25 protein-coding genes, 1 pseudogene and 3 other annotated features are annotated in these 26,162 nt (G+C 42.9%); of the genes and pseudogenes, 5 read left to right on the top strand and 21 right to left on the bottom strand.

Features of this window, described 5'->3' with window-relative positions; all coding sequences use genetic code 11:
- Positions 1-88: 88 nt before the first annotated feature.
- Positions 89-892 (bottom strand): annotated as a pseudogene (locus JI667_RS19805) (class I tRNA ligase family protein); the annotation flags it as partial.
- 57 nt (positions 893-949) lie between these two features.
- Positions 950-1,212, bottom strand: a binding site (T-box leader).
- Positions 1,213-1,417: 205 nt separating this feature from the next.
- Here JI667_RS19805 and JI667_RS19810 point away from each other — a divergent pair.
- A complete protein-coding gene (locus tag JI667_RS19810) occupies positions 1,418-2,014 on the top strand; it encodes a class I SAM-dependent DNA methyltransferase (protein WP_206858045.1) in 597 nt (198 codons plus the stop codon).
- Positions 2,015-2,065: 51 nt separating this feature from the next.
- Here the strand turns inward: JI667_RS19810 and JI667_RS19815 are convergent, their stop codons facing one another.
- From JI667_RS19815 to JI667_RS19870, 12 genes are all read right to left on the bottom strand, one after another.
- Positions 2,066-2,221 (bottom strand): hypothetical protein, encoded by a 156-nt coding sequence (locus JI667_RS19815; RefSeq protein ID WP_206858047.1) that lies wholly within the window; start codon positions 2,219-2,221, stop codon positions 2,066-2,068.
- A 146-nt stretch (positions 2,222-2,367) separates the two neighbouring features.
- Positions 2,368-3,159: a tryptophan synthase subunit alpha gene (gene trpA, locus JI667_RS19820; protein WP_206858050.1), complete on the bottom strand. Its 792-nt coding sequence runs from the start codon at positions 3,157-3,159 to the stop codon at positions 2,368-2,370.
- Positions 3,152-4,354, bottom strand: a complete 1,203-nt coding sequence (gene trpB / locus JI667_RS19825) for a tryptophan synthase subunit beta (RefSeq protein ID WP_206858051.1) — start codon at positions 4,352-4,354, stop codon at positions 3,152-3,154. Before trpB ends, trpA begins: the two co-directional genes overlap by 8 nt.
- 25 nt (positions 4,355-4,379) lie before the next feature.
- Entirely contained in the window at positions 4,380-4,991 is a 612-nt protein-coding gene (locus JI667_RS19830; protein WP_206858052.1) for a phosphoribosylanthranilate isomerase, read from the bottom strand.
- The gene (gene trpC, locus JI667_RS19835; RefSeq protein ID WP_206858053.1) at positions 4,988-5,776 is read right to left on the bottom strand and encodes an indole-3-glycerol phosphate synthase TrpC; all 789 of its coding nucleotides are present in this window, start codon (positions 5,774-5,776) and stop codon (positions 4,988-4,990) included. The genes JI667_RS19830 and trpC overlap by 4 nt, the downstream gene beginning before the upstream one ends.
- Entirely contained in the window at positions 5,777-6,802 is a 1,026-nt protein-coding gene (gene trpD, locus JI667_RS19840) for an anthranilate phosphoribosyltransferase (RefSeq protein WP_206858054.1), read from the bottom strand. It lies immediately after the preceding gene.
- Positions 6,774-7,385: an anthranilate synthase component II gene (locus JI667_RS19845; RefSeq protein WP_206858056.1), complete on the bottom strand. Its 612-nt coding sequence runs from the start codon at positions 7,383-7,385 to the stop codon at positions 6,774-6,776. Before JI667_RS19845 ends, trpD begins: the two co-directional genes overlap by 29 nt.
- A complete protein-coding gene (trpE, locus tag JI667_RS19850; RefSeq protein WP_206858058.1) occupies positions 7,382-8,773 on the bottom strand; it encodes an anthranilate synthase component I in 1,392 nt (463 codons plus the stop codon). Before trpE ends, JI667_RS19845 begins: the two co-directional genes overlap by 4 nt.
- Positions 8,774-8,846: 73 nt before the next feature.
- Positions 8,847-9,092, bottom strand: a binding site (T-box leader).
- A 50-nt stretch (positions 9,093-9,142) separates the two neighbouring features.
- Positions 9,143-9,388, bottom strand: a binding site (T-box leader).
- Between the two features lie 92 nt (positions 9,389-9,480).
- Positions 9,481-10,338, bottom strand: coding sequence for a GNAT family N-acetyltransferase (locus JI667_RS19855; RefSeq protein WP_206858060.1), 858 nt, complete (start codon positions 10,336-10,338; stop codon positions 9,481-9,483).
- A 48-nt stretch (positions 10,339-10,386) separates the two neighbouring features.
- A complete protein-coding gene (locus JI667_RS19860) occupies positions 10,387-11,904 on the bottom strand; it encodes an FAD-dependent oxidoreductase (RefSeq protein WP_206858062.1) in 1,518 nt (505 codons plus the stop codon).
- Positions 11,905-11,960: 56 nt separating this feature from the next.
- Entirely contained in the window at positions 11,961-13,400 is a 1,440-nt protein-coding gene (panF, locus tag JI667_RS19865; RefSeq protein ID WP_206858063.1) for a sodium/pantothenate symporter, read from the bottom strand.
- The gene (locus tag JI667_RS19870) at positions 13,393-13,668 is read right to left on the bottom strand and encodes a YhdT family protein (protein ID WP_206858064.1); all 276 of its coding nucleotides are present in this window, start codon (positions 13,666-13,668) and stop codon (positions 13,393-13,395) included. Before JI667_RS19870 ends, panF begins: the two co-directional genes overlap by 8 nt.
- Positions 13,669-13,728: 60 nt before the next feature.
- On the opposite strand from JI667_RS19870, the gene JI667_RS19875 reads away from it, so the two are divergent.
- Entirely contained in the window at positions 13,729-13,980 is a 252-nt protein-coding gene (locus JI667_RS19875) for a hypothetical protein (protein WP_206858065.1), read from the top strand.
- Between the two features lie 24 nt (positions 13,981-14,004).
- The gene (locus JI667_RS19880) at positions 14,005-15,555 is read left to right on the top strand and encodes a hypothetical protein (RefSeq protein WP_206858066.1); all 1,551 of its coding nucleotides are present in this window, start codon (positions 14,005-14,007) and stop codon (positions 15,553-15,555) included.
- Positions 15,556-15,599: 44 nt separating this feature from the next.
- Here the strand turns inward: JI667_RS19880 and JI667_RS19885 are convergent, their stop codons facing one another.
- Positions 15,600-16,265: a phosphatase PAP2 family protein gene (locus tag JI667_RS19885; protein ID WP_206858067.1), complete on the bottom strand. Its 666-nt coding sequence runs from the start codon at positions 16,263-16,265 to the stop codon at positions 15,600-15,602.
- A 34-nt stretch (positions 16,266-16,299) separates the two neighbouring features.
- Positions 16,300-17,130 (bottom strand): Ku protein, encoded by an 831-nt coding sequence (locus JI667_RS19890; RefSeq protein ID WP_206858099.1) that lies wholly within the window; start codon positions 17,128-17,130, stop codon positions 16,300-16,302.
- Positions 17,131-17,270: 140 nt separating this feature from the next.
- Between JI667_RS19890 and JI667_RS19895 the strand changes: the two genes are divergently transcribed.
- Entirely contained in the window at positions 17,271-19,109 is a 1,839-nt protein-coding gene (locus JI667_RS19895; protein ID WP_206858068.1) for a DNA ligase D, read from the top strand.
- 53 nt (positions 19,110-19,162) lie between these two features.
- On the opposite strand, the gene dapF is transcribed toward JI667_RS19895, so the two are convergent.
- Positions 19,163-20,158, bottom strand: a complete 996-nt coding sequence (gene dapF, locus JI667_RS19900; protein WP_206858070.1) for a diaminopimelate epimerase — start codon at positions 20,156-20,158, stop codon at positions 19,163-19,165.
- 172 nt (positions 20,159-20,330) lie between these two features.
- On the opposite strand from dapF, the gene JI667_RS19905 reads away from it, so the two are divergent.
- Positions 20,331-20,627 (top strand): hypothetical protein, encoded by a 297-nt coding sequence (locus JI667_RS19905; RefSeq protein ID WP_206858072.1) that lies wholly within the window; start codon positions 20,331-20,333, stop codon positions 20,625-20,627.
- Positions 20,628-20,643: 16 nt separating this feature from the next.
- Here JI667_RS19905 and JI667_RS19910 read toward each other — a convergent pair whose 3' ends face one another.
- The 5 genes from JI667_RS19910 to ribE (JI667_RS19930) all read right to left on the bottom strand — a co-directional run bounded on the left by JI667_RS19910 (position 20,644) and on the right by ribE (JI667_RS19930) (position 26,138).
- The gene (locus tag JI667_RS19910) at positions 20,644-21,876 is read right to left on the bottom strand and encodes an EAL and HDOD domain-containing protein (RefSeq protein WP_206858073.1); all 1,233 of its coding nucleotides are present in this window, start codon (positions 21,874-21,876) and stop codon (positions 20,644-20,646) included.
- Positions 21,877-22,104: 228 nt separating this feature from the next.
- The gene (locus tag JI667_RS19915) at positions 22,105-23,394 is read right to left on the bottom strand and encodes an NCS2 family permease (protein ID WP_206858074.1); all 1,290 of its coding nucleotides are present in this window, start codon (positions 23,392-23,394) and stop codon (positions 22,105-22,107) included.
- 394 nt (positions 23,395-23,788) lie between these two features.
- Positions 23,789-24,259 (bottom strand): 6,7-dimethyl-8-ribityllumazine synthase, encoded by a 471-nt coding sequence (ribE, locus tag JI667_RS19920; RefSeq protein WP_206858075.1) that lies wholly within the window; start codon positions 24,257-24,259, stop codon positions 23,789-23,791.
- Positions 24,260-24,271: 12 nt separating this feature from the next.
- Positions 24,272-25,465 (bottom strand): bifunctional 3,4-dihydroxy-2-butanone-4-phosphate synthase/GTP cyclohydrolase II, encoded by a 1,194-nt coding sequence (locus JI667_RS19925; RefSeq protein ID WP_206858076.1) that lies wholly within the window; start codon positions 25,463-25,465, stop codon positions 24,272-24,274.
- Between the two features lie 16 nt (positions 25,466-25,481).
- Positions 25,482-26,138 (bottom strand): riboflavin synthase, encoded by a 657-nt coding sequence (gene ribE / locus JI667_RS19930; protein WP_206858077.1) that lies wholly within the window; start codon positions 26,136-26,138, stop codon positions 25,482-25,484.
- Positions 26,139-26,162 lie beyond the last annotated feature (24 nt).

A 26,162-nucleotide genomic window follows, 5' to 3' on the forward strand; every position in this document is an offset into this window, starting at 1 on the left:
CGGTAAAGGGTAAAAATGGCTCAATCATCATTCTTAGATTACATATTATATAAAGAAACTCTTCCAGTACCTTTTTGCCTTCTTCCCTATTCTCTTTCACTATTACCCACGGTCTCTGATCATCAAAACGTTTATTCGACCAACGAATGAATTCAAACACCGTTTCCAACCCCTGACGTGTGCTTCCCTCTTCAATCAATCCGCCTACAGAAGTGAATATCTCTTCTATTCTTCGTTGCAAATGGTCTTCTACATAGGTTAAAACAAGAGATTCTCCGAATTCTTTCTTATAGAACTTCACTGTACGCTGAACAAGATTTCCGAAGGCACCGAGAAGTTCGCTGTTATGGCTGTATATAAACTCCCTCCAGGAAAAGTCAGCGTCCCTTTTCTCAGGTGCATTAACGGTCAGAAAATAACGAATGGTATCGGGATGATAATCGGTCAGCAGGTCCTTCAGCCATACAGCCCAATTGCGGCTGGTAGATATTTTCCTTTAGAATCGCCCATCATGGACACAATATACTTGTTCTACCTCCTTTTCATACAGCCACCCTCCCTGATAAAGATGGGTGAAGATCCGTTGAACCTCTTTATGGTGATGTTCAGTATCGGTTCTAGTATATTCATCATAGCTAAACCCCAAAGCTTGAAAGCATTGAACAAATTCTTCATGATATCGGTTCGCTACGTTTTCAACACTGGTGCCTTCCTGCTTCGCACGGATCCCTATCGGGGTACCGTTACAATCGCTTCCGGACACATAAAGAACTTTTTCCCCTTTCATCCGGTAATAACGAGCGATAACATCTCCAGGCAGTAGTGCCGCGATGTGTCCCAAATGAAGTGAACCGTTAGCGTAGGGCCAAGCCCCTCCTATAAAAATCGTCATATCCTTATCCTCCTCGAATATAATAAAAAACCCCTCGTCCTTAGATATCGACAGATATCTAAGGACGAGGGGTTAAGCTCGTGGTACCACCTTAGTTCATAGCTTGCTCACACAAGACTACCTCAACAAGTACGGGGCATAATAGCCCTTATACCGTGGCAATGATAACGGACGCCCATCCCCGTTCCACCCTACACCCAATTGGTTCGAATGGAATGCTCCGAGATCATTTTCCAAAATAGGTCACCCTGCTTCTTTTCAGCATCCGAAGCTCTCTGATAAGGGAACCCACCATGTACTCTTCTCATCAACGCACAAAGTGATTTAATTATATTATGCCACTATTCCCAAAAAATGCAATATTCATTTCAAGGTTTTATTTTCTCACTTTAGTGGAAAAGGGAAGGGCGGACAGATTAATAATTTGAATAGTCCTCTCCTATTATTCATTTCAATCTCAGAACTGAGACAGCTTCACATGTTTTACCAATCATTTCATCTATATGAAAACGAGGTGATGCCCAGATGATTTCCATGCAAAAGCAATTCAAGCGTCCAAAAGGAATCCTTGGCTGGTTCGTTGGAAAAGTCATGGAATATGATAATCGGAGAATAAATAATTGGTCCATTAAACAATTGTCCATCCAAAACGGAGATCGGATTCTTGAAGTGGGCTATGGTCCGGGATATTGTATCTCACGAATTTCCCGTCGGTTTCCCGGTACCCGGGTGGACGGTGTCGACATATCCGACACCATGAAGGAGGTTGCCCAAAGGAAAAACAAGAAAGCCATAGACGAAGGGCAAGTACGTCTGTTTGTACATGACATCAGTCAGTTCGAAATAGAGGCTGTTCAATATGACCGGATCTTTTCCGTCAATAATTATCCTTTATGGAATGATCAAAAACAAGGACTGATCCATTTATACAACATGCTGAAAGAAGATGGAACGTTACTCATTACCGTACAGCCCCGGGGTGATGAAGAGCGGGACAGCAAGGCTCGACGCTATGGGGAAGAGATTTCTCAGGCTTTACAGGAAACCGGCTTTAAACATATTACTCTATCCTATAAAGATGTGAACCCTGCACTGACTGTCTCTATAAAATGTGTAAAATAATTCATCATGCCAAGTAAACAGCCGACCCTGTAAGGATCGGCTGTACATCTTTTACTCCTCAGTGTTGCTTTCGTCTGTGTTGCTTTCTTCATCCATGTTTTCTTCCGTATTTGTATCATCATCTGTGTCGCTGCTGCACCCGGCTGCAAAAGTTACTACTGATAGTGCTGTCATTAACATTAATAACCACTTTTTCATACTTTTCATTTTCTTAGCCTCCTGTTATGATGCTTTGTTCAACTACATCTCTATCATACTGAATTTTCATAGTATGAGAAGGCTATTTACCTTTTTTTTACATTCATTTAGATTCTGTTCATCAACTTCTACATTTCTTTACAAAATGGACGAATTCATGAGTGGAAAGCTCCTGTCTTCGATGCTCTGATTAACTCCCTGATTTCATCGAATGAGTCTTGCTGAATAAGGTCTATAATTTTACTTCCAACCACTACCCCATCACAGCTTTCACTCATTCTGCGAACATGATCCGGGGTGGATATCCCGAATCCTGCCAGAACCGGAACCGGACTATTGGTCTTAAGCTTGTTTAAGTGACGAGATATATTCTCTGCAAACCCTTCTCTCGATCCAGTAATTCCATTAATTGTGACAGCATAGAGGAACCCTTCTGTCACAGACGCTAATTCCTTCACTCTTTCCAAAGGGCTGGTGAGGGTTGCCAATTGGATCACGGCTATTTCCTTTTCCTTCGAAGGCTGCTTAATCAAATCGTAATGCTCGAGGGGCAGATCAGGAATGATCACTCCGTCCACACCTGCTATTTTACAATCTTCGAAGAAGCGTTCTACACCATATTTGTAGATCGGATTGATATAGGTCATAAAAATCAGGGGGATCTCAATTTCTCCCCTTCTTTCAGTCAGAACATCGAACACCCTTCGAAGGGTGGTTCCCTTCTCCAACGCTCTTTTACCCGCTTCTTGAATCGTCGGTCCATCTGCAACGGGATCAGAGAAGGGGATACCGATTTCTACGGCCGTCGCCCCACCTTCTTCAAGCTTCTTTAGAGTTGTTATCAATGTTTCTAAGCCACCGTCTCCAGCCATTATATAGGGAATGAACAGTTTATTTCCCCGTTTTAATTCTGCTTCAAGGTTGCTTTCCAGAAATATTTTACCCATGCTGACTACCTCCCATTATGTCTTTTACTTGTTCAACATCTTTATCCCCTCTGCCCGATAGACATATGACGATTGATTGGTCCTTAGTCATGCCTGTAGCCAAATTCACCGCATAGGCAACGGCATGTGAGCTTTCGAGTGCAGGAATAATCCCTTCAGTCTGTGATAATTGTTTAAATGCTTCCAGGGCTTCAGCGTCAGAAATGGATGCATAACGGACTCTGTTAATCTCTTTTAAGTAGCTGTGTTCTGGGCCTACACCAGGGTAATCGAGTCCTGCTGAAATGGAATGGGCTTCCTGTATCTGCCCTTCTTCATTCTGAAGGAGATACATCATGCTTCCATGAAGGATTCCGACAGATCCTTTTGTTAATGTGGCCGCATGCTTCTCTGTTTCAATACCGCTTCCAGCTGCCTCTACGCCATATAACTCCACCTCTTGGTCCTCAATGAAAGGGTGGAACATTCCAATGGCATTGCTTCCTCCCCCGACACATGCCACAATGGCATCTGGAAGACATTTTTCTTTCTCGAAAAATTGTTTCTTGGTTTCTTTTCCAATGACACTCTGGAAGTCCCGGACCATTTTCGGAAATGGATGTGGACCTAAAACGGACCCCATAATATAATGAGTATCCTCTACATTGGCAACCCAGTAACGAAGTGCTTCATTGACGGCATCCTTCAGGGTGGCGCTTCCCTGGGTGACGCTGATTACCTTCGCACCAAGCAGCTCCATTCTGAATACATTCAGCTTCTGCCTCCGAATATCTTCGGCACCCATGAAAATAACACAATCAAGGTTTAATAAAGCACAAACGGTGGCGGTTGCGACCCCATGTTGACCTGCTCCTGTTTCCGCTACCACTTTTCTTTTTCCCATCCGTTCAGCAAGCAGGGCCTGACCGATGGTGTTGTTGATTTTATGTGCACCGGTGTGATTCAGATCTTCCCGCTTCAGATAAATTTTGGCTCCTCCTACCTTCCTGCTAAGGTTTTCTGCAAAGTAGAGAGGGTTTTCCCTTCCTACATAATCTTTTAAGTAATTTTGTAACTTTTCTTGGAAATGTTCGTCATTGACTGCTTCATCGTAAGCTGTCTCAAGTTCCTCAACAGCTTTCATCAATGATTCAGGAACGAACCTCCCTCCGAATTGACCGAATAGACCCTTATAATCTGGTTGTGCATATAACATTCTTCTTCCTCCATTCACTATTTTTTTATACAAGCACCGATTTTGCTTCCCTGATGAATGACTCTATCTTAATGCGGTCCTTCTTCCCATCCGTTTCAACCCCACTCGAGACATCCACCATATAGGGACGGACCTTAGTGACGGCTTCCCTTACATTCTCCGGATTTAATCCTCCAGCAAGAATCAAATGCTTTGGAATGTTGATTGAATGTGCATAATCCCAATTAAATGTGGTGCCATTGCCTCCACGATGGGGTCCCTTACCACTATCCAACAAGATCATCTCACCAGGAAATCCCTCAATCCCGTCTATATCTCTTCTTTCCTTCACCGAAATCGCCTTGATAAAAGGAAGATTGAGAGCTTCACAGAATTCCACGGATTCATCACCGTGAAGCTGCACATAATCGAGCTCTACGAGATGAAAGATTTCTTCCATTCTTTCTATTGATTCATTTACAAAAACACCGATTTTCAATAGATCTGGAGAAACGGATTTGCTGATCTCGGCCGCTTTCTCCACATCGACCTTTCTTTTACTCTCTGCAAACACGAACCCTATGGCATCAGCTCCCGCTTCTAATGCCCACTCGGCTTCTACCTGTCTTCTGATGCCGCACACTTTGACTTTCGTCATTTCATCTCACCGTTTTCAACTTGGAGAGCGGAGAGGGTAGCTGCAGGATCTTTACTTCTCATTAACGTTTCACCGACGAGGATCCCTTGTGCCCCTGCATCTTTCACTCTCCTTGAATCCGACTCATCCCTGATTCCACTCTCACTTATGAGTACGACTTCCCTGCTCTTTGCCATCGATGCCAGAGATTCAGTAATGAGAAGATCGACTTCAAAGGTTTTCAGGTTACGATTATTCACTCCGATTATAGTAGCACCGAGTTCCAGTGCTTTCATCATTTCTTCCTCATTGTGAACTTCTACAAGAACCTCCAGCCCTAGATTTAAGGCATAGGAATATAATTCTTTCAGTTTGGTGAAATCCAGGGCCGCCACAATTAACAGAATCACATTCGCTCCTGCATCCCTTGCACGATCGATCTGGATTTCATCGATGATAAAGTCTTTACACAGAATCGGGATTGAGACGGCTCTTCGAACATTTGCAAGATCTTCCATCCTCCCTTTAAAAAATGGTGTATCTGTCAGAACAGAAATGGCGCATGCTCCTGCTTCTGCATAGATAGCGGCTTGTGTCGCCGGATCCACTTCGGTTCGAATATCTCCTTTAGATGGAGAAGCCCGTTTGATTTCTGCTATCACCTGTAGGGATGAAGCGGATTTTAGAGTTTCGTATAATGAATTGTTTTGGGTGCTTTGACACTGAAAGGTGGTATATCCGGATTGTTTTAACTTCTTCACTTCTTCTCTCTTTTTTTCAATGATGGTTTCTAAAATGGTTGTCATTCAAATCACCTGCTTTCTTCGTTGTCGGCTATAGTGTACAAGGGATGAGAGTGCTTCATTTGCCCTTCCGCTTTCTATACTTTCCCTAGCGAGCTTTACCCCTTCTGCGAAGGTCGAAGCTTTACCATGGGCAACTAAAGCGATTCCTGCGTTGAAAAGCACCGTATCAGTATAGGCTCCTTCTTTTCCTTGTAAGACGTCCTGTAAGATGCACGCATTGTCCCTTGCATCTCCTCCTTTTATCTCTTCAAGGGTATAAGATGGAAGCCCGACCTCTTCTCCTGATAACGTAAATGAGCTGATTTCACCATCCTCCAAAAGGACAAGATGATTCTTTCCTGCAAGTGACGCTTCATCCATATAGTCCGCCCCATTCAGAACGATTGCCCGCCTTCTTCCCAATTCATGTAAAACATTTGCCATCGTTTCAAGCTTATCCCTTCTGTAGACCCCGACTAGCTGTGTTTCCAATTGAACAGGATTCGTTAATGGACCGATAAGATTAAAGATGGTCGGGATTTTCAATTCTTTCCTTACCTTCATTATTTTCTTAAGCCCTGAATGGATATGAGGGGCATAGAGGAAGGCGATATTGGTTTCATTCAGGAGATTTTCCACTTCATCTGCCCCGAAGTCCAATGAGACACCGAGATGTTCTAACACATCTGCACTGCCGGTCTTGCTAGAAATACTCCTATTGCCGTGCTTTGCAACTTTGACACCTGCTCCTGCCAATACGAATGCACTCGTTGTACTGATATTAAAGCTATGAGATCCATCCCCACCTGTACCGCAGTTATCCAATACATCTTTCACGGTGCTGGTTACGGGCAGCGCCTTCTCTCGAAGCACTTCAACCAGTGCTGTCATCTCCTCGACTGTTTCCCCCTTCATTTTCAACAGGGTCAAGAAACACGCTATTTGACTCTCGGTCGTTTCTTCCTTGAATAACTCCTGAACAGCTCCCCTCATCTCATCTCGTTCTAATGAATGACCGTCAGACAACTTTTGTAGATAGGTTTTCACGGTTATTCCCCTTTCTCATCTCGTCTAAAAAATTTTGAATGATTTTCTTACCCGTTTTCGTCCCGATCGACTCCGGATGGAATTGAACCCCGAACAATGGAAATTTCATATGCTTTATGGCCATGATTTCCCCATCATCCATGGAATGGGCAACTTCTTCTAATGATGGAGGCAAGGTCCCTTTCTTAATCACCAATGAGTGATACCTCATGACTTCAAGCGGTTGAGGCAGATATTCGAATACTCCGCTGCCATTGTGCTTGATGAGGGACGTCTTTCCGTGCATCACGTTATCTGCCAGTTCAATCGTTGCCCCAAAGACGGCGCCGATCGCTTGATGGCCTAAGCATACCCCCATAATCGGCACACTAGCGTGAAGATTCTGGATAATGGAGGTGCAGATCCCCGCTTGTTCGGGCTTTCCCGGTCCCGGCGACAGGATGATGCCTGAAGGATTCAGTTTCTTGATTTCTTCAAGTGTTGTTGCATCATTACGCCTGACGACCACCTTCTCCCCCAGCTCTTCTATATATTGATACAGGTTATACGTAAAGGAATCATAGTTATCAATGAGTAAAATCATCCTGTTACCTCCAATAATGATTTTGCCTTATTCAGCGTTTCTTCATATTCGCTTTCCGGGTCTGAATCATATACAATTCCTGCACCGGCCTGAACATTGGCAGTGCCGTCTTTCAACACCATTGTGCGGATTGCCAGGGCAAAGTCCAGATTTCCGTTGACGCCGATATATCCAACCGCCCCTGAGTATACTCCACGCTTTGTGGTTTCAAGTTCATTGATGATCTGCATCGCCCTGATCTTCGGCGCACCGCTGACCGTCCCTGCGGGCAAACAGCTTGTTAATGCTTCTAACGGGGTCACTTCATCTTTCAATTTTCCTTTCACCTCTGAAACGATGTGCATCACGTATTTATATCTTTCGATGGTTAAGTATTTGGATATATGAATGGAGCCGATTGTACAAACCCTGCCTAAATCGTTCCTGCCCAGGTCAACGAGCATTCGATGTTCGGCCAATTCCTTTTCATCTGATAAAAGTTCTTTCTCGAGCTCCAAATCTTCAGCACTTGTTATTCCTCTTCGCCTTGTTCCCGCAATCGGATTTGTCGTTATCTCGTCACCCTGGACTTTCAATAGACTCTCCGGCGAAGCACCCAGTACGATGTAGTCTTGGAAATCAATAAAGAACATATAGGGTGATGGATTAGATTTTCTCAAGCTCCTATAAAATGAAAATGGGTCACCTGAAAAGGACGCCTGAAGTCTTTGAGAAAGAACCACTTGAAAGATCTCCCCTTCAATAATGGATTGCTTTGCCTTCTCCACCTTATCCATAAATTCATCTTTAGAGGTCTGTGCAAGAAAGCTGAGGCGGTCAAGTTTTTGTTTATGAGTGTGTAAATAAACACCGGTAAGTTCTTTTTCAAGCCTCTTTAGCTTATCGTGCAGTTCTTCTCCTTTTTCCCCGGTCCATTCATCCATCACGACGATATATACTTTATGCTCGAGATGATCGAAGACGATGACCTTTTCATAAAACATAAGGTGGATGTCCGGCATCTCCAATTCATCAGTTGGAGCCTTTCCAATATCCTCGTACTGTCTGATCACATCGTATCCCAGATACCCGATTCCACCACCCGCAAATGGAAATGGAACCTCTTTTTGCTTGTGAGGGATCAGATGTTGAATGATCTTTATCGGATCCCCGGTCCGCTCTTCTACCTGATCAGATGAAGAGCGTTTGATCTGTACGTTATTTCCATATGCCTTGCATTCTAAAAATGGATCGCTCCCTACGAATGAATATCTTCCGGATTGTTCATGTTTCAACGAACTCTCCAATATAAATTTTTTCCTGCCCTCCAGGGACTGAAAGAGTGAGATTGGTGTATACATATCACCATTCAGTTCTTTCACCATGTAATTCAATTCCTGCTGTTTCATCGTTTTTATGCCTCCAATTCACTACCAATAAAAATCCATAAAAAAAGTCCCCTATGAACAGAAAGATCTGTTCATAGAGGACGATGCTGACCGCGGTGCCACCTCTATTGGGATATATAACTATATCCCCTCTTGATTCAAGTACGGGGTCTATCACCCGATACTCTATCCTTTTAACGGTGGAAATCCGTATGATCCTACTTCATTCAGATCATCTCTCATAAGTCCATTCCAGACAAGCTATCATGCTAAGGTCTCACTATCCTTAACTCCCTGTTAGGCATCACTTGAATGTACTCCTCTTATTCAACGATTTATCTCTATGAAATTATAAAAAAAGGGCATCCCTATCCTAATCTTTTGTTAAAAAGAAAGGACGGGATACCCGTGGTGCCACCTTTGTTGACTGCCTCGGCAGTCCACTCAATCGTATCGAAGCAGAATGCTTATAATACGCGTCTTTTGTAACGATAAGACATTCGCCAAAGCCTACTCCTATTGTTTCGGTTTGGAAGCTCGGAAGTCCATTCCCTATGACCGTTCACACTGGTTCACACCAACCACCAGCTCTCTGCAGTGTCGATTATAGGTACTCCTCTTCGTCAAAGCCGTTCGCTCATTTAATTAATTGTTTATTATACTAATCTCTTTTTATCACGATGTCAACTGTTTCTACAAAAATTATATTCAACATTGTGGTAAATGGTTCACACTATGGAAATCATCATCGAATCGCAAACCGGGCGATAGCCGATTTCCATATAGATTTTGTTGGAGGTGGGATTATCGAGGTCAGTATACAGGGAACAGAAAGCATGATCCTTCAATAAAAAGCGGCTGAGCTCAGCTACAACAGAAGTTGCATATCCTTTTTTCCTGTATTCTTTAGGGGTATAAACAAAATTGACAGTAATGCCATTGTCCGTTCTTCTTGCCCCCCTTGCCATGGAAACAGGCTGGCCATCCACTTCCCAAAAGAACACATATGCTTCGTTGTCAATCATGTCTTTCGCCCTATTCAGCGCTTCGTCTCCAGACATAGATACTACTTCTGTATCGGCGACAAATTCACTGATCCAGTTGGCCAACAGGCTCTCCTGACCAGAATATACGGGAACCATTTTCCCCTCGCTAACCGGGACATCGTTCACCTTATTCAATTGATACACACGCTGATTCATGCGGATTCTGGAGCCCGCTCCCGTAACGTGACTCCAGGCCCGAGTCAATTGAAGTGCCGTCTCCTTTTCGGCAACAAAACCTGGAATCGTCAGATGAAAATCATCAAAGAAAACTTTGAGTAGTAAAACTATTTCCTTTATCTCATCTTTCTCTACTTTCAGAGTACTGACAAGGTAGTGGGGAGGAGTCATGATGAATGATCCTACTGCCAAGCCGGATTCCTCTTCCACTAAAAGAAGCAGTGGATCTTTATACTTGTCGCTCGTTTTCATCGTATTCAATAAACCCAGTGGCAGGTTATTCGCCGCCTCATCCTCCATTAACAGAGAATGAACCTTATCGTTGAATGCAACCGCATCCTTGAACTGTGTCAGCTTATACATATTATCACCCCAACACAACATTCGACATATCTTATGACACTTCCTGCTTCATTCAGGAAGCTTTTTCCCGGTGATGGAGTGAAAGATATGGTATCCACTGACAGATACCCCAAGGGTGCCAGCACCTGGAAACACGGAATCGCCACATACCCAGATGTTCGTTAGCGGCGTCCTGTGGGAAAGACTCTTGAACAGGGCATGGTCATTGGTTTGGGGAAATCCGCCAACCCTTCCCCCTGGTCGATTCGTAAACCGTTCCCACGCCTTAGGCGCACCCGGGTAAAGTTCTACAATCCCCTTCTTTATGGAGGGTATGACTGTCTTTATTGAATCCAACATCTTCTCTTGAAGCTCCGCTTTATAGCTATCATATTTTTCTTTCGAATTCCAATTATCTAATTTGGTATGTGTGGAAATGGTCAAGGTCCTGAATCCTTCGGGGGCACGCTTGCGGTCTTCCGGGTGTGACAACGACAGAAATAGATGGTCACCTTCCGTCATATTCCCATTTTCACTTGTACATACTTGTGAAAACAATGGAAGATCTTCCGGCAGCACTTCTTCTTTCAGTAACAAGTAAAGTGACATTGTCCCCCACACCTCTTCGAGACCTTTTCCTTTCAGATAGCTTTTGAATTTCGGACCATACTTCGAAGGAAACAGACTTTCAAGAGCTTGGACCGGTACGTTGCATATTACGTGGTTTGCCCTGTATTCATTGCCCCTATGATCAGTTACTACCCAGTGATGATCTAGATCTTCACGGTCAATACCAACTACTTTCTTCCCCAAAGAGGCGTTGACACCGACAGATTCTGCTGCATTAACAAGGTTATGGGCAATCTGAAACAGCCCACCTTCGAGGTAAAAGGCTCCTTCATGATAGATATCCAGTGCCAGGCATCCCATCAACAATGAACATTGATCGCTCCCCACCTGCATACTGTCAATCAACTGCCCATCAATATAGTGTTTAAAGGAAGAATGATCATGAAGATTGTATTTCTTCAGTAAATGAGACATCGTTTCTTTAAAACTTGGGATAAGCGTCAAGGTTCCTGGACGCAGACTTATCATGAGCTCCATCCATTCTTTCAGTGTTTGAGGCGGCAGAACCGGCAGTGAACCCATTAATTTACGTATTTCCTTTGCCACCCTGTACACTTCCATGAAAAAGTGACTGATCTGATCTGCTGATTCAGGGAATGCTTTCTTTAATTCATTCACATGAGTTACCCGGTTTCGATGAAGGGTCAAGGTTTGATCAGGAAGATATATATCCATCACCCTTTCAAGTAATAAATGAGAGGGGGATTCAATTCCCAGGTATGTAAAGATTCGCTGATGAATACCCTCTTTTTCAAATCCCATGCCAAGAGTAGCCCCGACAGGAAATAAGGCTTTCCCCCGTTGGAACTTACCTGCACATCCTCCCCATTCCCGTGAGGCTTCAAGAATCTGCACATCGTAACCTGAACTGCCAAGGAGGGCTGCAGCGGTAAGCCCCCCGATCCCTCCACCAACAACGACAACCGTATTTTCCATCATTTTCACCCAATCCGTCATTTGTTACTATCCAATGTACTCCTTTGTCCTTGTCAACACAAAAACGGATGGGTCAGTTAAACCCATCCGTTTTTGTGTTTCGATTGAGTGGCCACAGATACCAATACGTACATGAAGAAAGAGATGATAATCGGAAAGATGACCGTATGCATATCCAGGTAGTTCGGTGCAAAGCTATGAAATAATATATATGCCATGAGCCCGGAAACCATTGAAGAAAGCGCTCCCGGACCATTTCCCTTTTTCCAGTACAGCCCTAAAACGATCGGCCAGATGAACACAGCCTCAAGACCCCCGAACGAAAACAAATTGAGCCATATGATCAATTCAGGGGGACTAAGTGCCATAAGAAAAACCAGTATACCGGTTACACTCGTCACCCAGAAGCTAATTTTCTTAATTTGCTTCTCTTCTGCAGATCTATTGATGAAATTCATGTATACATCCTTTACAATCGCTGACGATACAATCAACAGCAAAGAATCCACCGTCGACATGATCGCTGCCATGGGTGCTGCCAGTACAATCCCCGCAAGCCATGGCGGAAGCACTTCAAGTGCAAGTAATGGCATGACTTTGTCCGCCACTTCAATTCCCGGGACGACCGCTCTTGCAAGTACACCGATGAGATGCATCCCAAGCATGATTGAACCAACGACAATCGTACCGATGATCAAAGCCCTGTGCAGGGAACGGGAATTCTTATAACTCATGGCCCTAACGGCTACTTGGGGAAGTCCAACTACACCCACTCCCACTAAAATCCAGAAAGACGAAATATATCTGGCACTCAGTTCACCGCTCGGCCCATGAGGACTTAATAGACTTGGATTTTCAGCTTGCAATTCCAACATGATCTTTTCCATTCCCCCACCTGCCATGATGGTAGCAACGAGTAAAATGAGAGTGCCTCCAAGCATGACAACTCCTTGGATTGCGTCAGTAACGGCAACGGCACGGAAACCGCCAATTATGACATACACAAGCACAGAAACAGCAAAAAGGAACAATGCCGCTTCATAGCTCAACCCCGTCAGAGACTCAATAAGCCGTGCGCCACCTACCCACTGGGCAATCATGGCCGAGAATAGAAATAAAATGATACTGACCGCAGACAGAATTGTAATTTTATTACTCCCATATCGACCTTGTAAATAATCGATTAACGTAACGGCTTTATACTTTCGTGACATGATGGCGAACTTTTTCCCAAGAATCAGGAGGACAAAGTATCCTGTCACCACCTGACTCATGGCAAGAAGCACCCAAGATAAACCATATGTATATGCAGCGCCCGGACCGCCGATGAAGCTAGAGGCACTTCCGTATGTAGCAATCATCGTCATGGCAAGGATGAATCCTCCGAGTTCCCGACTCCCGAGAAAATACTCCTGTACAAATGATTCTGATTTACTTACATTTCTTGCTGTATAGATCCCTGCTAAGAAAATCAAAATTAAAAAGGCAAATAAGGGTATTAATGCCATACTATTCATGATCATCATCCTCCTCGTCAAAAGGAATGTCAGTCAGAAGAAATTTAACGACAACGATCACCAATATGACCATAAGGAGAAATCCCATGATACAGCTATAGAAGAACCATGCCGGCATCCCAAGGATCCAATCGTAATCCGAAACAGGTTGCTCCCCGAGGCCGAAAGCAAAGCCATACCACCATAAAAAATTTATAAGAACGAGTGCAATACCAATCAATGCTTCGTGGTTGGCAATCCGAAACCGTCTATCGTCTTTATGGTTCACTTCCCTTTGTCCCTCCTTTAAATAAACATCCTTTAACAATTTACGACAGGATGATAGGAAATGCAAGAAAAAGACAGGCCTGAAGCAAATGCTTCAGGCCTGTCTTTACAATCTAACAAAAGGGGGGTTATCATGAACCATTCTCTCTATTATGAAAGAGGGGGAACTCTTTTGTTTAATGAGAATGATTTTCAATATCATTGTAATATCTGCATTATAAAAAGTCAACATAAAAGAATGAATGTTCAGAGGAAAATTCTGGTGAATAATAAAAAGAATTGTGGTAAAATTCTAAATTGTACTCACTCTTAAAGAGATAGAAAAGGGGGAATCATTGTGAGCACAAAATTAAAAGCTTTTGGAATACCAATCGTCTTGGCTCTACTAGGTATAGGAGCGCTTTTCTTTCATCAACTTCTGATTGTGAAACAACAGCCGGATCCTGATTGGAGCAGGTCCATTCCTTTAGGCTACAGCTCTGAAGAGCGACCGCTTCCTTTTTATGGTGAAGAAGGACTCTTCCTTGCAGGCAACGGAGAGGTCGTTCAATATTCTTTTGATGAAAGTATCAGCCCTAGGAAAGAAAGCACCCTTCACACCAGTGTAACCCGTGGTAAGCCATTCTGGTCAGACGGTCAAAAGGTTATACAAGTGAAAGGAGAAGAATTAATTTCCACTGAGAAAGGTAAAGTAAGGACCATTGATGAAGAAGTGACAGGAATCAGCACCTCACCTAATGTCATCTTTTACTGGAAGGATGAAGTCCTTTATTCTCTTTCTCCAGATGATCTAACTGCTAAAGAAATTTTCAGGTTCAAAGGCGAGGTGAAAGATGCGTTTATTGATAACGGTGGAAGTGCCGTCTTACAGATCATGCAGGATGATACCCACTCCCTCCTTTACTACATGGATCAAGAATTACAATTGGTGAAGAACCCATTCTCTGTAGTCAATTCAGCCACTAACCACCATATGACCGGCCTGTCTTTTTCAACGGCCGATAATCAATTAAACGTTTTATACAATGAAGAGATGAGGGCCCAAGGAACTCTTTCCTATAAGATCTTTAAATTGAAAACACCGATTGAGGATATTGGAACCTCGATGATCAAGCCTTCAAAATTGGAATTCACGAACGAACAATCAGGGTTTAAGCTGCAAAGCCCGCGATCGGTAAAGTTCGCTTCCATTGATGGAAAGCCGTCCATCCTTTTTACATCTGAGAGTCATCAGGTCGGAGGGCAGAATGCCATCAGTCTTTATGTAGCTCCATTCAGCGACTCTACTCAATTTGTGGCATCGCCGGTCAGTACAACTAAGCATTTTACCTATTCACCAATCCAACTGTCTGACGAGAGTATTTCATGGCTCGATTATGACGGTGATTATTACGAATTATTCGGCGCATCAAAGAATGAACAAGCGATAGCCAAGAGTACGGAATGGTCTAAACGAAGTGTCAAAGAGGCGGTTAATAATGCTGTACTTATGCTCTTTAGCAGTCTGATCACCGTCTTGGTTTCGTTTTATTGGGTTCTCCCTTCCCTTTTTATCCTGATTCTTCTTTATATGTTTAAACCGAATATATTTGAAAAGGAAGAAATCAACTGGGTGGAATACGCTTCCATCATTCTATTCATTTTCATGCCATTGACGTTCATCAGTAAAGCCATGGGAGATTATTTTTATTTTTCTGCTCCCGCCTACCTCACCTTTTCTGGAAGTGAGTACGTTCTGCTATTAGTCATAAGCGTCATCACTGCGCTGCTCTGGAAGGTGGGGAGAGACCCTGATTGGGGTACATTTGGAGGGGTATTTTACTTTATGGGAATTTATATACTTCTTTATGTCACCTCCATCGGCCCTTATATTTTTAATTTGTTTTAATAGTAAAACGCTCAGGTATAGGGATCCTGAGCGTTTCTTATGTGCTATTCTTCTTCTCTCCAATGTTTCCGTTTGTAGAAGTACATATAGATCGTGATGCATAGAGTCAACCATGCACCCCCCGCAGTGAATCCCCCGAGTATATCACTTGGGTAATGAACGCCAAGATACACCCTGCTCAGTCCTATTAATAGGACCAGGATGGCTACGACCAACACACTTAGCCATTTGAATCGTTTAAGATCAAGGGCACGGAACAGTATGAATGCAAGTGAGCCATAAAAGATGAATGAGCTCATGGAATGACCACTTGGAAAACTGTATCCTCCCTGTTGGATCAACGCCTCGATATCAGGTCGATCCCGTTTGAATATCCACTTTAATAGCCCGTTGAACCCCGCCCCTGTAAGGATGGTAATCGATACGAAAAGAGCCAGTGGATACTTTTTTTGAAACAGTAGAATGAGTACCACACATATGGTTAAAATCGTGATACCTTTTATTCCGCCTAAGAACGTAATGGACGTCATGATCTCCGTTAATTTATTTGAAATCGTCCCCCTTACGATTTCAAATACCGCATCATCGAATTGAGCAATTTCATTTTCTTTCCATTCTTCCACGATGGATACGAATCCCCACGTGAATATGATAAGACATAACAGGGATATTGCGACAAAGACGCTTTGTTCAATATGTTTCTTCTTCACACGTTTCTCCCTCTCTCTAAACTCGACTTCTTATCTACTGAGCTTTTTTCTTTGAAGTCGTTTTCTTTTTCGTTGTCTTCTTTTCCTTTTTAGGCTTGGACGAATCAATGGATGCTTGAAGAGCCGCCATTAAATCCGTCACATTTTCTTTTGGTTCTTTTTCTTTGGACGTGACCATTTTCTCCCCTGTTTGTTTAGATTCAATCAATTGACTTAATCGTTCGCGATACGTGTCCTTATAATTCTCAGGCTGGAATTCAGTCGTCAATTGGTCGATGAGCATTGTGGCAGTCTGAAGTTCTTTATCAGTTATTTCATCTTCTTCAGGTACATTCGGTACATCACCGGTGCCTCTAACTTCATCAGGATAATGGATGGTTTCCATGACGAGAGTTTGTTCATATACCCGGACAATTGAAAGCTGCTCCTTCGATCTCATCGTCATTTTAGCAATTCCTACTTTACCTGATTCCTGTAACGCCTTTCTTAACAGGGAATATGCTTTCTTCCCGCCATCATTGGGAGAAACGAAATAACTTCTATCAAAGAAAATCGGATCAATTTCCTCCATTTTAATAAAGTCGACAATTTCAACAGCTTTATCACCGCTTGCTTCTTTCAGCTCTTTCAGTTCCTCATCTTCCAGTACGACAAATTTACCTTTCGTCACCTCATAGCCTTTCACTATATCGGTCTGATCCAACTCCTTTTCGCACGCAGGACAAACTTTCTCATACTTGATCGGTGTATGACAATCTTTATGAAGTGATCTTAGCTTGATATCCCGATCTTCTGTAGCAGCATGAAGTTTTATGGGGATATTCACCAGCCCAAAGCTGATCGACCCCTTCCAAATGGTATGCATAACTTTCATTACCCTCCTTTACATAAACTAATCCCTTACTCATAGCATTTAGTTTCTAAAGTTTCTTCATCCCCCTAAACATCTGGAAATAAATCTCCACATGGAAGGACACACTACTACTAAAAATCAAGGTGACAAATATGAAACCAATGCTCCCTACTTTACAGCCTGAATTACCATCAGAGGAAATATGGCATTATGAAGTGAAATATGATGGGTTTCGAGGGATTCTATCCGTATTCTCCCGTGATGAGATCACTTTGGAAAGCCGGAACGGAAAAGAACTCCTTCACCATTTCCCTGAAATTAAAGAACAAGTCCATACGCTACTGGATAAAAATGAGTTTCCCGCTCCTCTAACTCTGGATGGTGAGGTTGTATTACTACGCTCTTCCTTCAGTACCGAATTCCAAGAACTGCAAGTGAGGGGCAGAATGAGAAATCCGCAAAAAATACAACGTGAAGCCGCCAGGAGACCTGTTACATTTTTAGCATTTGATTTGCTTCAATATAAGCAGGAATCCTTTATTCAAAAGCCTTACCTAAAGAGAAAAGAGAAGCTGAGAGAAGTGTTTGTACAACTTGATTTACCTTTGGAACCCTCTCCATCTCAGCTTTCTTCTCTACAAATGGTCCCTCGCTTCAGAAACCTGAAGGAGATATGGGAACGTGTAGAAAAGGAAGAAGGGGAAGGAGTTATCGCCAAAAGGACTGACAGTACATGGGAAGTAGGGAAGCGAAGTACGAACTGGATAAAAAGAAAAAATTGGAAGTCGTGTCAATGTTTTATCACTGCACTGGACGAGGATAATGATTATTTTCATATCGGTGTATTTGATGGACAACATATCATGTCGATTGGTTTATTCCACTTTGGCCTCTCCCCTGAAGAGAAAAGGATCGTGAAGGCAAGTATTAAACAAAATTATACAGAGAAGAAAAATTCCCTATGGTATATTGATCCCGCCATTACCGTGGAAATCAACTATTTAAACTATCATGAAGGACAACTCCGGGAACCACATTTTAAACGATTCCTATTTTCCACTGCACCGGAAGATTGCACATATGAGCAATTTAAGAAAGACGAAGCCTCACTTCCTACGGAAGTGAATATCACTCACCCTGAGAAGGAATTGTTTAGGGAAATTCAAATGACAAAGCTTGATTTCATCCGGTTTCTTCGAAAGGTATCTGTTATGGTTTTACCTTTCATGAGGGATCGCCCTTTGACCTGCATCCGGTTTCCACATGGTATCTTTGGTGAATCCTTTTATCAAAAGAACACTCCCGACTATTCGCCACGTTTCGTCGAAACATATGAAGAGGATGGTATTCATTACACCCTCTGCAATAATCTTGAAACATTGATATGGCTTGGCAATCAACTGGCACTTGAATTTCACATTCCATTTAGGAAAGCGAATGAGAACTATGTAAGTGAAGTGGTATTTGATTTAGATCCTCCAACGAGAAATCATTTTCAACTTGCCGTCAAAGCAGCAATAATCATGAAAGAACTATTCGACGGATTGAACTTGCATAGTTTTGTGAAAACGTCTGGCAACAAAGGACTTCAGATCTACATTCCCCTTCCTGAGGGCTACACGTGGGAAGATACCGGATTATTTACTGAATTCATTGCTCACTATCTGGTGACCAATTACCCCGATGATTTTACAATTGAACGTTTAAAGAAGAATCGGAAAGGCAGACTGTATGTTGATTATATTCAGCACGGGGAAGGCAAAACCATCATTGCACCTTACTCACTAAGAGGAAACAAAATGGCCCTGGTCGCCACTCCACTATGGTGGGATGAGGTAAACGAGGATCTTCATCCTGAACATTTTACGATCGATGTGGTTTTGAGGAGAATCCAACAGAAGGGATGCCCATTCATACAATTCGAAACGGTAAAAACAAGCCAGCCATTTCAGAAGGTGATCGACTTCTTGAAGAATCGGTCCAAACAGTAAGAAAGAGGGTGCCCATTTTAGATAGGGGCACCCTCTTTCTTACTGTTTGGAATTCATGCACTCATGAACACTTTGCTCTCAATAATGGATTTGGCATGGTTTTGTAGAAGTTCATAGGTTGCTTCTTCCGTAAATTCCTGTCTGGACGCTTCATGGAAATCCTCGGGATGTGAGATCGACAATTCAATTTGGGATTGATAGAGATATGTTGCATTACCGATTAATTCCATATTGTACTGTCCCTCACCCAATTGGTTTACAATGACACGGACTTTCCCTCCGTTATTGTATACATCGATTTCTTTACCGAACTCATTCTGTTCCAGGAGGCACGTTACCAGACTGGAAGCAGACATTGCTGTGCCACATGCGTTTGTAAAGCCGACGCCTCTTTCAAACGTCCGCACATAGATTGACCCTTTTTCCAATGGGTGGACAAAGCTCACATTAACACCATCCGGGAAAAGGTTGTTGGGTCCATTCACTGTCTCTGAGATATTCTTCTGCTCATTTGAGAGAATATGCTCGGTACCAACAACACTGATTAAATGAGGGTTCGGTACTGCCAGGGCAGAGAATGTCAAGCGATCTGAAATCTCAGGAATGCTTTCATTTAATAATGTTTCACGATCCATATTCATCGGCAGTTGATTTAATCCAAAAAGGACAGGAGAAATTTCCACATTATACGTCGGGATGTTTTCAAATATGGACTCCTGTGATGCCACCCGGAGATTGGCTTTCATCGTTTGGATAACAATGGACTCTTTGTCCAGTAGCTCGCATACATAACGTCCCACACATCGAAGGCCATTTCCGCACATGGATGCCTCGGAACCGTCTGCATTGAAGACCCTCATTCTGGCATCACAATTTTCACTTGCTAATACAAACAGGATGCCATCAGCTCCAAGAGACGATCGACGATCACATAATGCAAGGGCAAGGTTTTGTCTTGCTTCATCGGTAAAGTCATATCCATTCGTCATTTCATCAATAAGTAAAAAGTCATTCCCAGATCCATGACATTTAATTAGATTCAAGTCCATCGTGAATCCCTCCACGGTAATTTACTAGTAAACTATTCATAATAGTCTTAGCTTGCCACAAACAAGCCCATTTCGCAATCATCTTCCCCATAATTTTAGAAAAGAAATGAACAGGGATGATTATCAGTTGAATTCCCTTTTCCTTTTCGAGACAATGAATGTGGTGATGATAATGAAAGAAGAATACCAATTTCGCTTTCAGGTCCGGGAAGTAATTGAAGCCTTTGATGAATACCAATCCAGGGATGTGACCGTTTTAGTACGTATTCAGAATGACAAAAAAGACCTTATCCATGAAGGTCTCTTTAGAGTACGTTTTAATAGCATCGGGATTTATCCTTCCCCCGCCGATGTAGCGGGGCAGATAACATCAAAACATTTGCAGCGCCTTCTTCTGGTTGAGCTGAAGCGATATATTAAACCCCAGAGGAAATTTTTATCTCCAGGGGAGTACAAACCCGTATGGTAAGTTATCTTCACTCCGATCATTCATGTGTAAGGAGCTCTTCCGTCCATTTGCAGGAGTGATGATAGCTTTCCATCACTATCCTCTTGTTTAACTTCAATTCTTCCATTATAGTTTCGGTCCCTGCCCAGTCCGCCTTCTCTATAGAGACGACAAGTTCGAGTATTTCTTTTAAATCATTCCGGGAACCCGTTAAAGCATTACAGATATCATCGTTCAAAGGAAGATCTTTTAGAATTTGATCGATCGGCATAGATAAAATGGTCTCCATTAAAGAAAACATCCCAGTCAGGAAATAACTCGATTTCAAGGGTGCACGATTATGTTTTTCTGCCAGTAATTCACACATTTTAGCCCTGGTCAAACATAATGTGATTACCTCATTTTCCAGCTGCTCTTTCTTGCCCGCCTGTTCCCTGACTGCCAATACATAGATCCAGCGTTTGATTTCAAGAAGTCCTAATAGAACGATGGCCTGACGAATCGAGTGAATCTTATGTTTCGGTCGATATGCAGGAGAGTTAATCAATTTCAACAATTTATATGAAAGTGAAAGATCCTGTTCAATCAACTGACTGATCCTGTCAATGCTCGGTTCAGACATTTCAAGGCTTTGAATGATGGAGTAATAGGAATGAAAGTACGTTGGGACATCATGAGTGGCAATGATCTTCGGCTTACTGAAGAAATAACCCTGAAAGTAATGATACCCCTTCCTCATCGCTTCTTCGTAATGGTTCGTGGTTTCCACTTTTTCAGCAAGAAGCTTAAAATGAAGTAAATGGGAAAGTACCTCAATACTTCCTCTTTCGTGTTCCGTTGTATTCATGAAATCTACCTTCACATAATCTGCGAGTTTCATCAATTCCCTGCAAAAAGGGTTGAATTCATTAAATATGAAATCATCTAATGCAATCTTATAGCCCAAGACTTTTAACTGCTGACATACCATCACCACTTCAGCACTCGGAACTACACTCTCAAGAATCTCAACGACGATCTCCCGCGGGTTAAAATAAGTAGGGACACTCAATTTAAGGAGATTTTCTGTAAAATTAATAAAACAGGGCTTGCCGGCTGATAAGCTTTCAAGCCCGATATTCAAATAACTGTTAATAATGACGTCTGCGGTTGCCTGATCCCCGTCGATATTCGGAAATATATTCATTTCATTGTTTCTGTAAAGAAGCTCATAGGCCACCGTTTCTTGATTACGATCAAAAATGGGCTGCCTGGCTACAAATACTTCCATCAAGATCACTCCTGCTTTACTCCTGATCAATATATCAGATAAATAGTCAAAAAGATTCATATTTCCCTTTAATAGTAACAAGAAAGATGTGGAAAGTCCATGTAATTTGACAATAGTTGTAAACGTTCGCAGTTGAGCACAATCCCTTGTTTAACGGATATACAAAAAAGCCCATCAGCATGATCAGCATCATGGTGATGGGCCACTTCACCTGAATACTTATTCATTTCAATGAATGGAATGGACAAAGAAATTCATAAGAAACAGTGCAGCAATGATATATAAAGGAATGGATACTTCCCGGGCCTTTCCTGTAGCCAATTTCAACACTGGATATAAAATAAAGCCGATGGCGATACCGTCCGCAATACTGTACGTGAACGGAATCATCGCAATGATGAAAATGGCAGGGAACGCCTCTGTCAGATCACGAAGATCCATATGTCGGATGTTTTGGATCATCAAGCCTCCGATAATGATAAGGATCGGAGCGATGGCATGATCCGGGATCCACTTTAAGTACGGGATGAACATCACCGAGCCTAAAAATAATACTCCCGTCGTCAAACTCGTCAATCCCGTACGGCCTCCAGCCGTCATGGCTGCTGCGCTTTCCACCGTTGAGACTGTCGGACTCGTTCCGAAGAACCCAGACGTAAAGGCAGAAAATGCATTGGCTTGAAAAGCTTTGGGATATTTGTGAGGTTGACCGATCATATCCGTATGTCCGTGAATAAGACCGATGTTTTCGAATACCAACACCATCGTCACTGAGAAAACTGCAATCCAGAACGGGATGTCCATTATGGCACTGAACGATATATGGCCGAAAACCTGACTGTATTCACTCAAATGAAATGAGTCAGATTGAATGGACGGCTCGATTCCAAAAAGGAATCCAAGTAATGTACCAAATGCAATACTCCATAAGAATTGACCTTTTACATTGCGGATGAAAAGAAAAATCGTCACCAAAAATGTCAGCACTGTCGCCAACACCTTCAATTCACCAAAATCACCAATCATGATAATGGCACTGTCTCCTCTTTGTATGAGACCACCCTTTTCAAGACCGATAAACATTAAAAACATCCCCAATCCAACGGTGATGGCTTCTTTTAATGTTTTGGGAATGGCTTCCGATAATACTTTTGAAAGCTTTGTAAACGCAATGATCATAAAAAGTATTCCTGAAATCACTATAACCGCTAAAGCTTCCTGCCACGAAAGGCCAGATGACTTTACGAGTGTAAACGTAAACATAGCATTAATCCCCATTCCTGGAACCAGAAGGATCGGTGCATTCGCCCAAAAGGCCATCACCAGACACCCTACGAAGGAAGCAAGTATCGTTGCCATGACCGCTCCTTCAAATGGGATCCCAGCTTCAGAAAGAATTAAAGCATTTACAGCGATGATATAGACGATTGTAAAGTAACCAATCGCACCAGCCATCATCTCCTGTTTCATCGTGGTACCGTGATCCTTTAACTGAAAAATACCTCCACGTGCTTTCATATTATAATCTTCCTATAAAACTGCCCTCTCCCTACCCGCTCCTCCTGATAATAGGGGAGCCACAAAATACTATTTTAGCAAAAGGTCTGACGTTTGCCAATATGTATTTTAGTGGTACAGGGGGCGAGGTCTTTGTTTCTCAATTGAGATTCGGTCGAAGATGGTTGGTGTTTTAATGATTTTTAAGGAAACCCAATTAAAGATGACGGAATGTTGCTGATAACAACCGGCATTGAGGAAAATGGAATCAAGCAGGTTCCTCTGCTCATTCAGCTGATTACCAGAAATCCCCGACCAACTCCGTACGACTTACTGAAGGACTTCTCTGACAAGGCATCATCAGTAGGTCCGTCCCTCAAAAAAGCCCCCATAAAGGAGGCTCTTCACTAAGATCCTATTTGTCTATTTCACGGATTAAGTTCGCCATTTCAATGGCTGATACCGCTGCTTCCCAACCTTTGTTCCCTGCTTTTGTACCGGCTCTTTCGATAGCCTGCTCTATTGTATCTGTCGTCAAGACACCAAAGATGACTGGCACATCTTCCTGCAGGCTTAGATTCGCCACACCTTTTGCCACTTCCCCGCTTACATATTCAAAATGAGCAGTTGCTCCGCGAATGACGGTCCCAAGTGTAATGACAGCGTCATACTTTCCAGACCGGGCAAGCTTCTTGGCGATCATAGGTATTTCAAATGCACCGGGAACCCATGTGACAGAGACACTGTCTTCTTCCACTCCATGTCGTTTTAACGCATCTTCCGCCCCGCCTAATAGTTTCGAAGTAATGAATTCGTTGAATCTAGAAACGACAATCGCAACTCTTAACCCTGATCCTACTAAATTACCTTCATAAATGGTTTTCATTTTATATTCCTCCTAGAATTTAAGTAAGTGACCCAACTTAGCATGTTTTGTTTTTAAGTACTTTTCGTTTTCAAATTTCGCCGGCATTTGAATCGGTACGCGGTCCACGATTTCCAGCCCATATCCATTGATTCCGGCAATCTTTCGAGGATTATTGGTCAATAGGCGCATTTTGGTTAATCCTAAATCCCTTAATATCTGGGCTCCGATTCCATATTCCCTCAAATCATCGCCAAAGCCCAATTTTTGATTGGCTTCTACTGTATCGTAGCCTTCTTCCTGAAGCTTATATGCCTTTAGTTTATTGATCAAACCGATTCCCCGGCCCTCTTGCCTCATATATAAGAGTACTCCTTTACCCTCTTGTTCAATCTGGGTAAGAGCTGTGGCCAGCTGGGGACCGCAATCACACCGATTGGAGCCGAATACATCTCCCGTCAGGCATTCCGAATGAACGCGCACGAGCACTTCTTCCTCCTCTGCCCATTCACCCTTTACAAGGGCGATATGCTCTTTCCCGGTAATGTTCTCTGTATAAGCGACTGCTTTAAAGTTTCCGAATTCGGTAGGAAGTTCAATCTCCACTTCCCTTGTCACAAGCTTTTCATTCTTTCTTCTATACCGGATCAGATCTTCAATGGAGATGATCTTTAAATCCCATTTATCAGCTAGCTTCATCAATTCAGGAACCCTCGCCATCGTGCCATCTTCATTCATGATTTCACAAATGACACCGGAAGGCTCCGCACCTGACAGAACAGCCAAGTCTATGGCGGCTTCAGTATGGCCGGCCCGCTTTAATACTCCGCCATTTTTTGCGACAAGGGGAAATACATGACCTGGCCTTTTGAAGTCTTCAGGTGTTGATGCTGGATTCAATAATTCCCGAATAGTCGCCGATCTTTCGTAAGCACTGATGCCGGTTGAAGCCGATTTATGATCAACTGATATGGTAAATGCAGTGCCGTGAGGATCGGTGTTTGACATCGTCATTGGCGAGAGCTTCAACTTTTGCGCAAGTCCTTCGGTAATCGGGGCACAAATCAAGCCCCTACCTTCCTTTGCCATGAAATTAATGACATCGGGTGTCGCTTTATCGGAAAGCGCAATAAAGTCCCCTTCGTTTTCCCGATTCTCATCATCGACGACAATAACGACCTTACCAGCCTTCAAATCTACAATCGCTTCTTCAATCTTATTAAACATGGGGCAACCCCTCCTATTAGTCGGCGAAACCATTTTCCGACAAGAAATCGTAACTGATGTTAGTAGCCGTGCTCTTCACTTGCTCCTTTGCTTCATAGAAGCGATGAAAGTACTTTGCCATCACATCACATTCAATATTGACAATATCACCTGCTTTTTTCTCACCCAGGACCGTATCCCCTCGCGTCTGAGGGATCAATGATATGGTTATCTTATTGCTATTCACTCCGAATACAGTAAGGGAAGTACCATCTATTGCGACAGAGCCTTTCATGATAAACAGATGACTTTGATGCTCAGGAATGGAAATGTCCATATACCAGGCATTTTCCACTTTTTCCACTCTTACGATGCTGCCAATGCCGTCTACATGCCCATTAACGAAATGGCCGCCGAATCGGCCGTTGGCAGCCATGGCCCTCTCCAAGTTCACTCTCGAACCACGGGTTAATGTCCGTAACGTTGTCCCCTCAAACGTCTCAGGCATCACGTCCACCTGAAATTGCCCCAGGTTGAAAGAAGTTACGGTCAAACAGACTCCATTTACACTGATGCTGTCACCGATCTTCACATCTTCCAATACCCGTTTGGCTGAAATGGTAAGTTCCATGGAAGAAGATGATTTCCTCATGCTCTCAATGAAGCCGATTTCTTCTATAATTCCAGTAAACATCCTTTCCCTCCTTTCTTTCATAAC

The organism is Bacillus sp. NTK074B (genome assembly GCF_017303375.1).
Lineage (GTDB): Bacteria > Bacillota > Bacilli > Bacillales > Bacillaceae_B > Rossellomorea.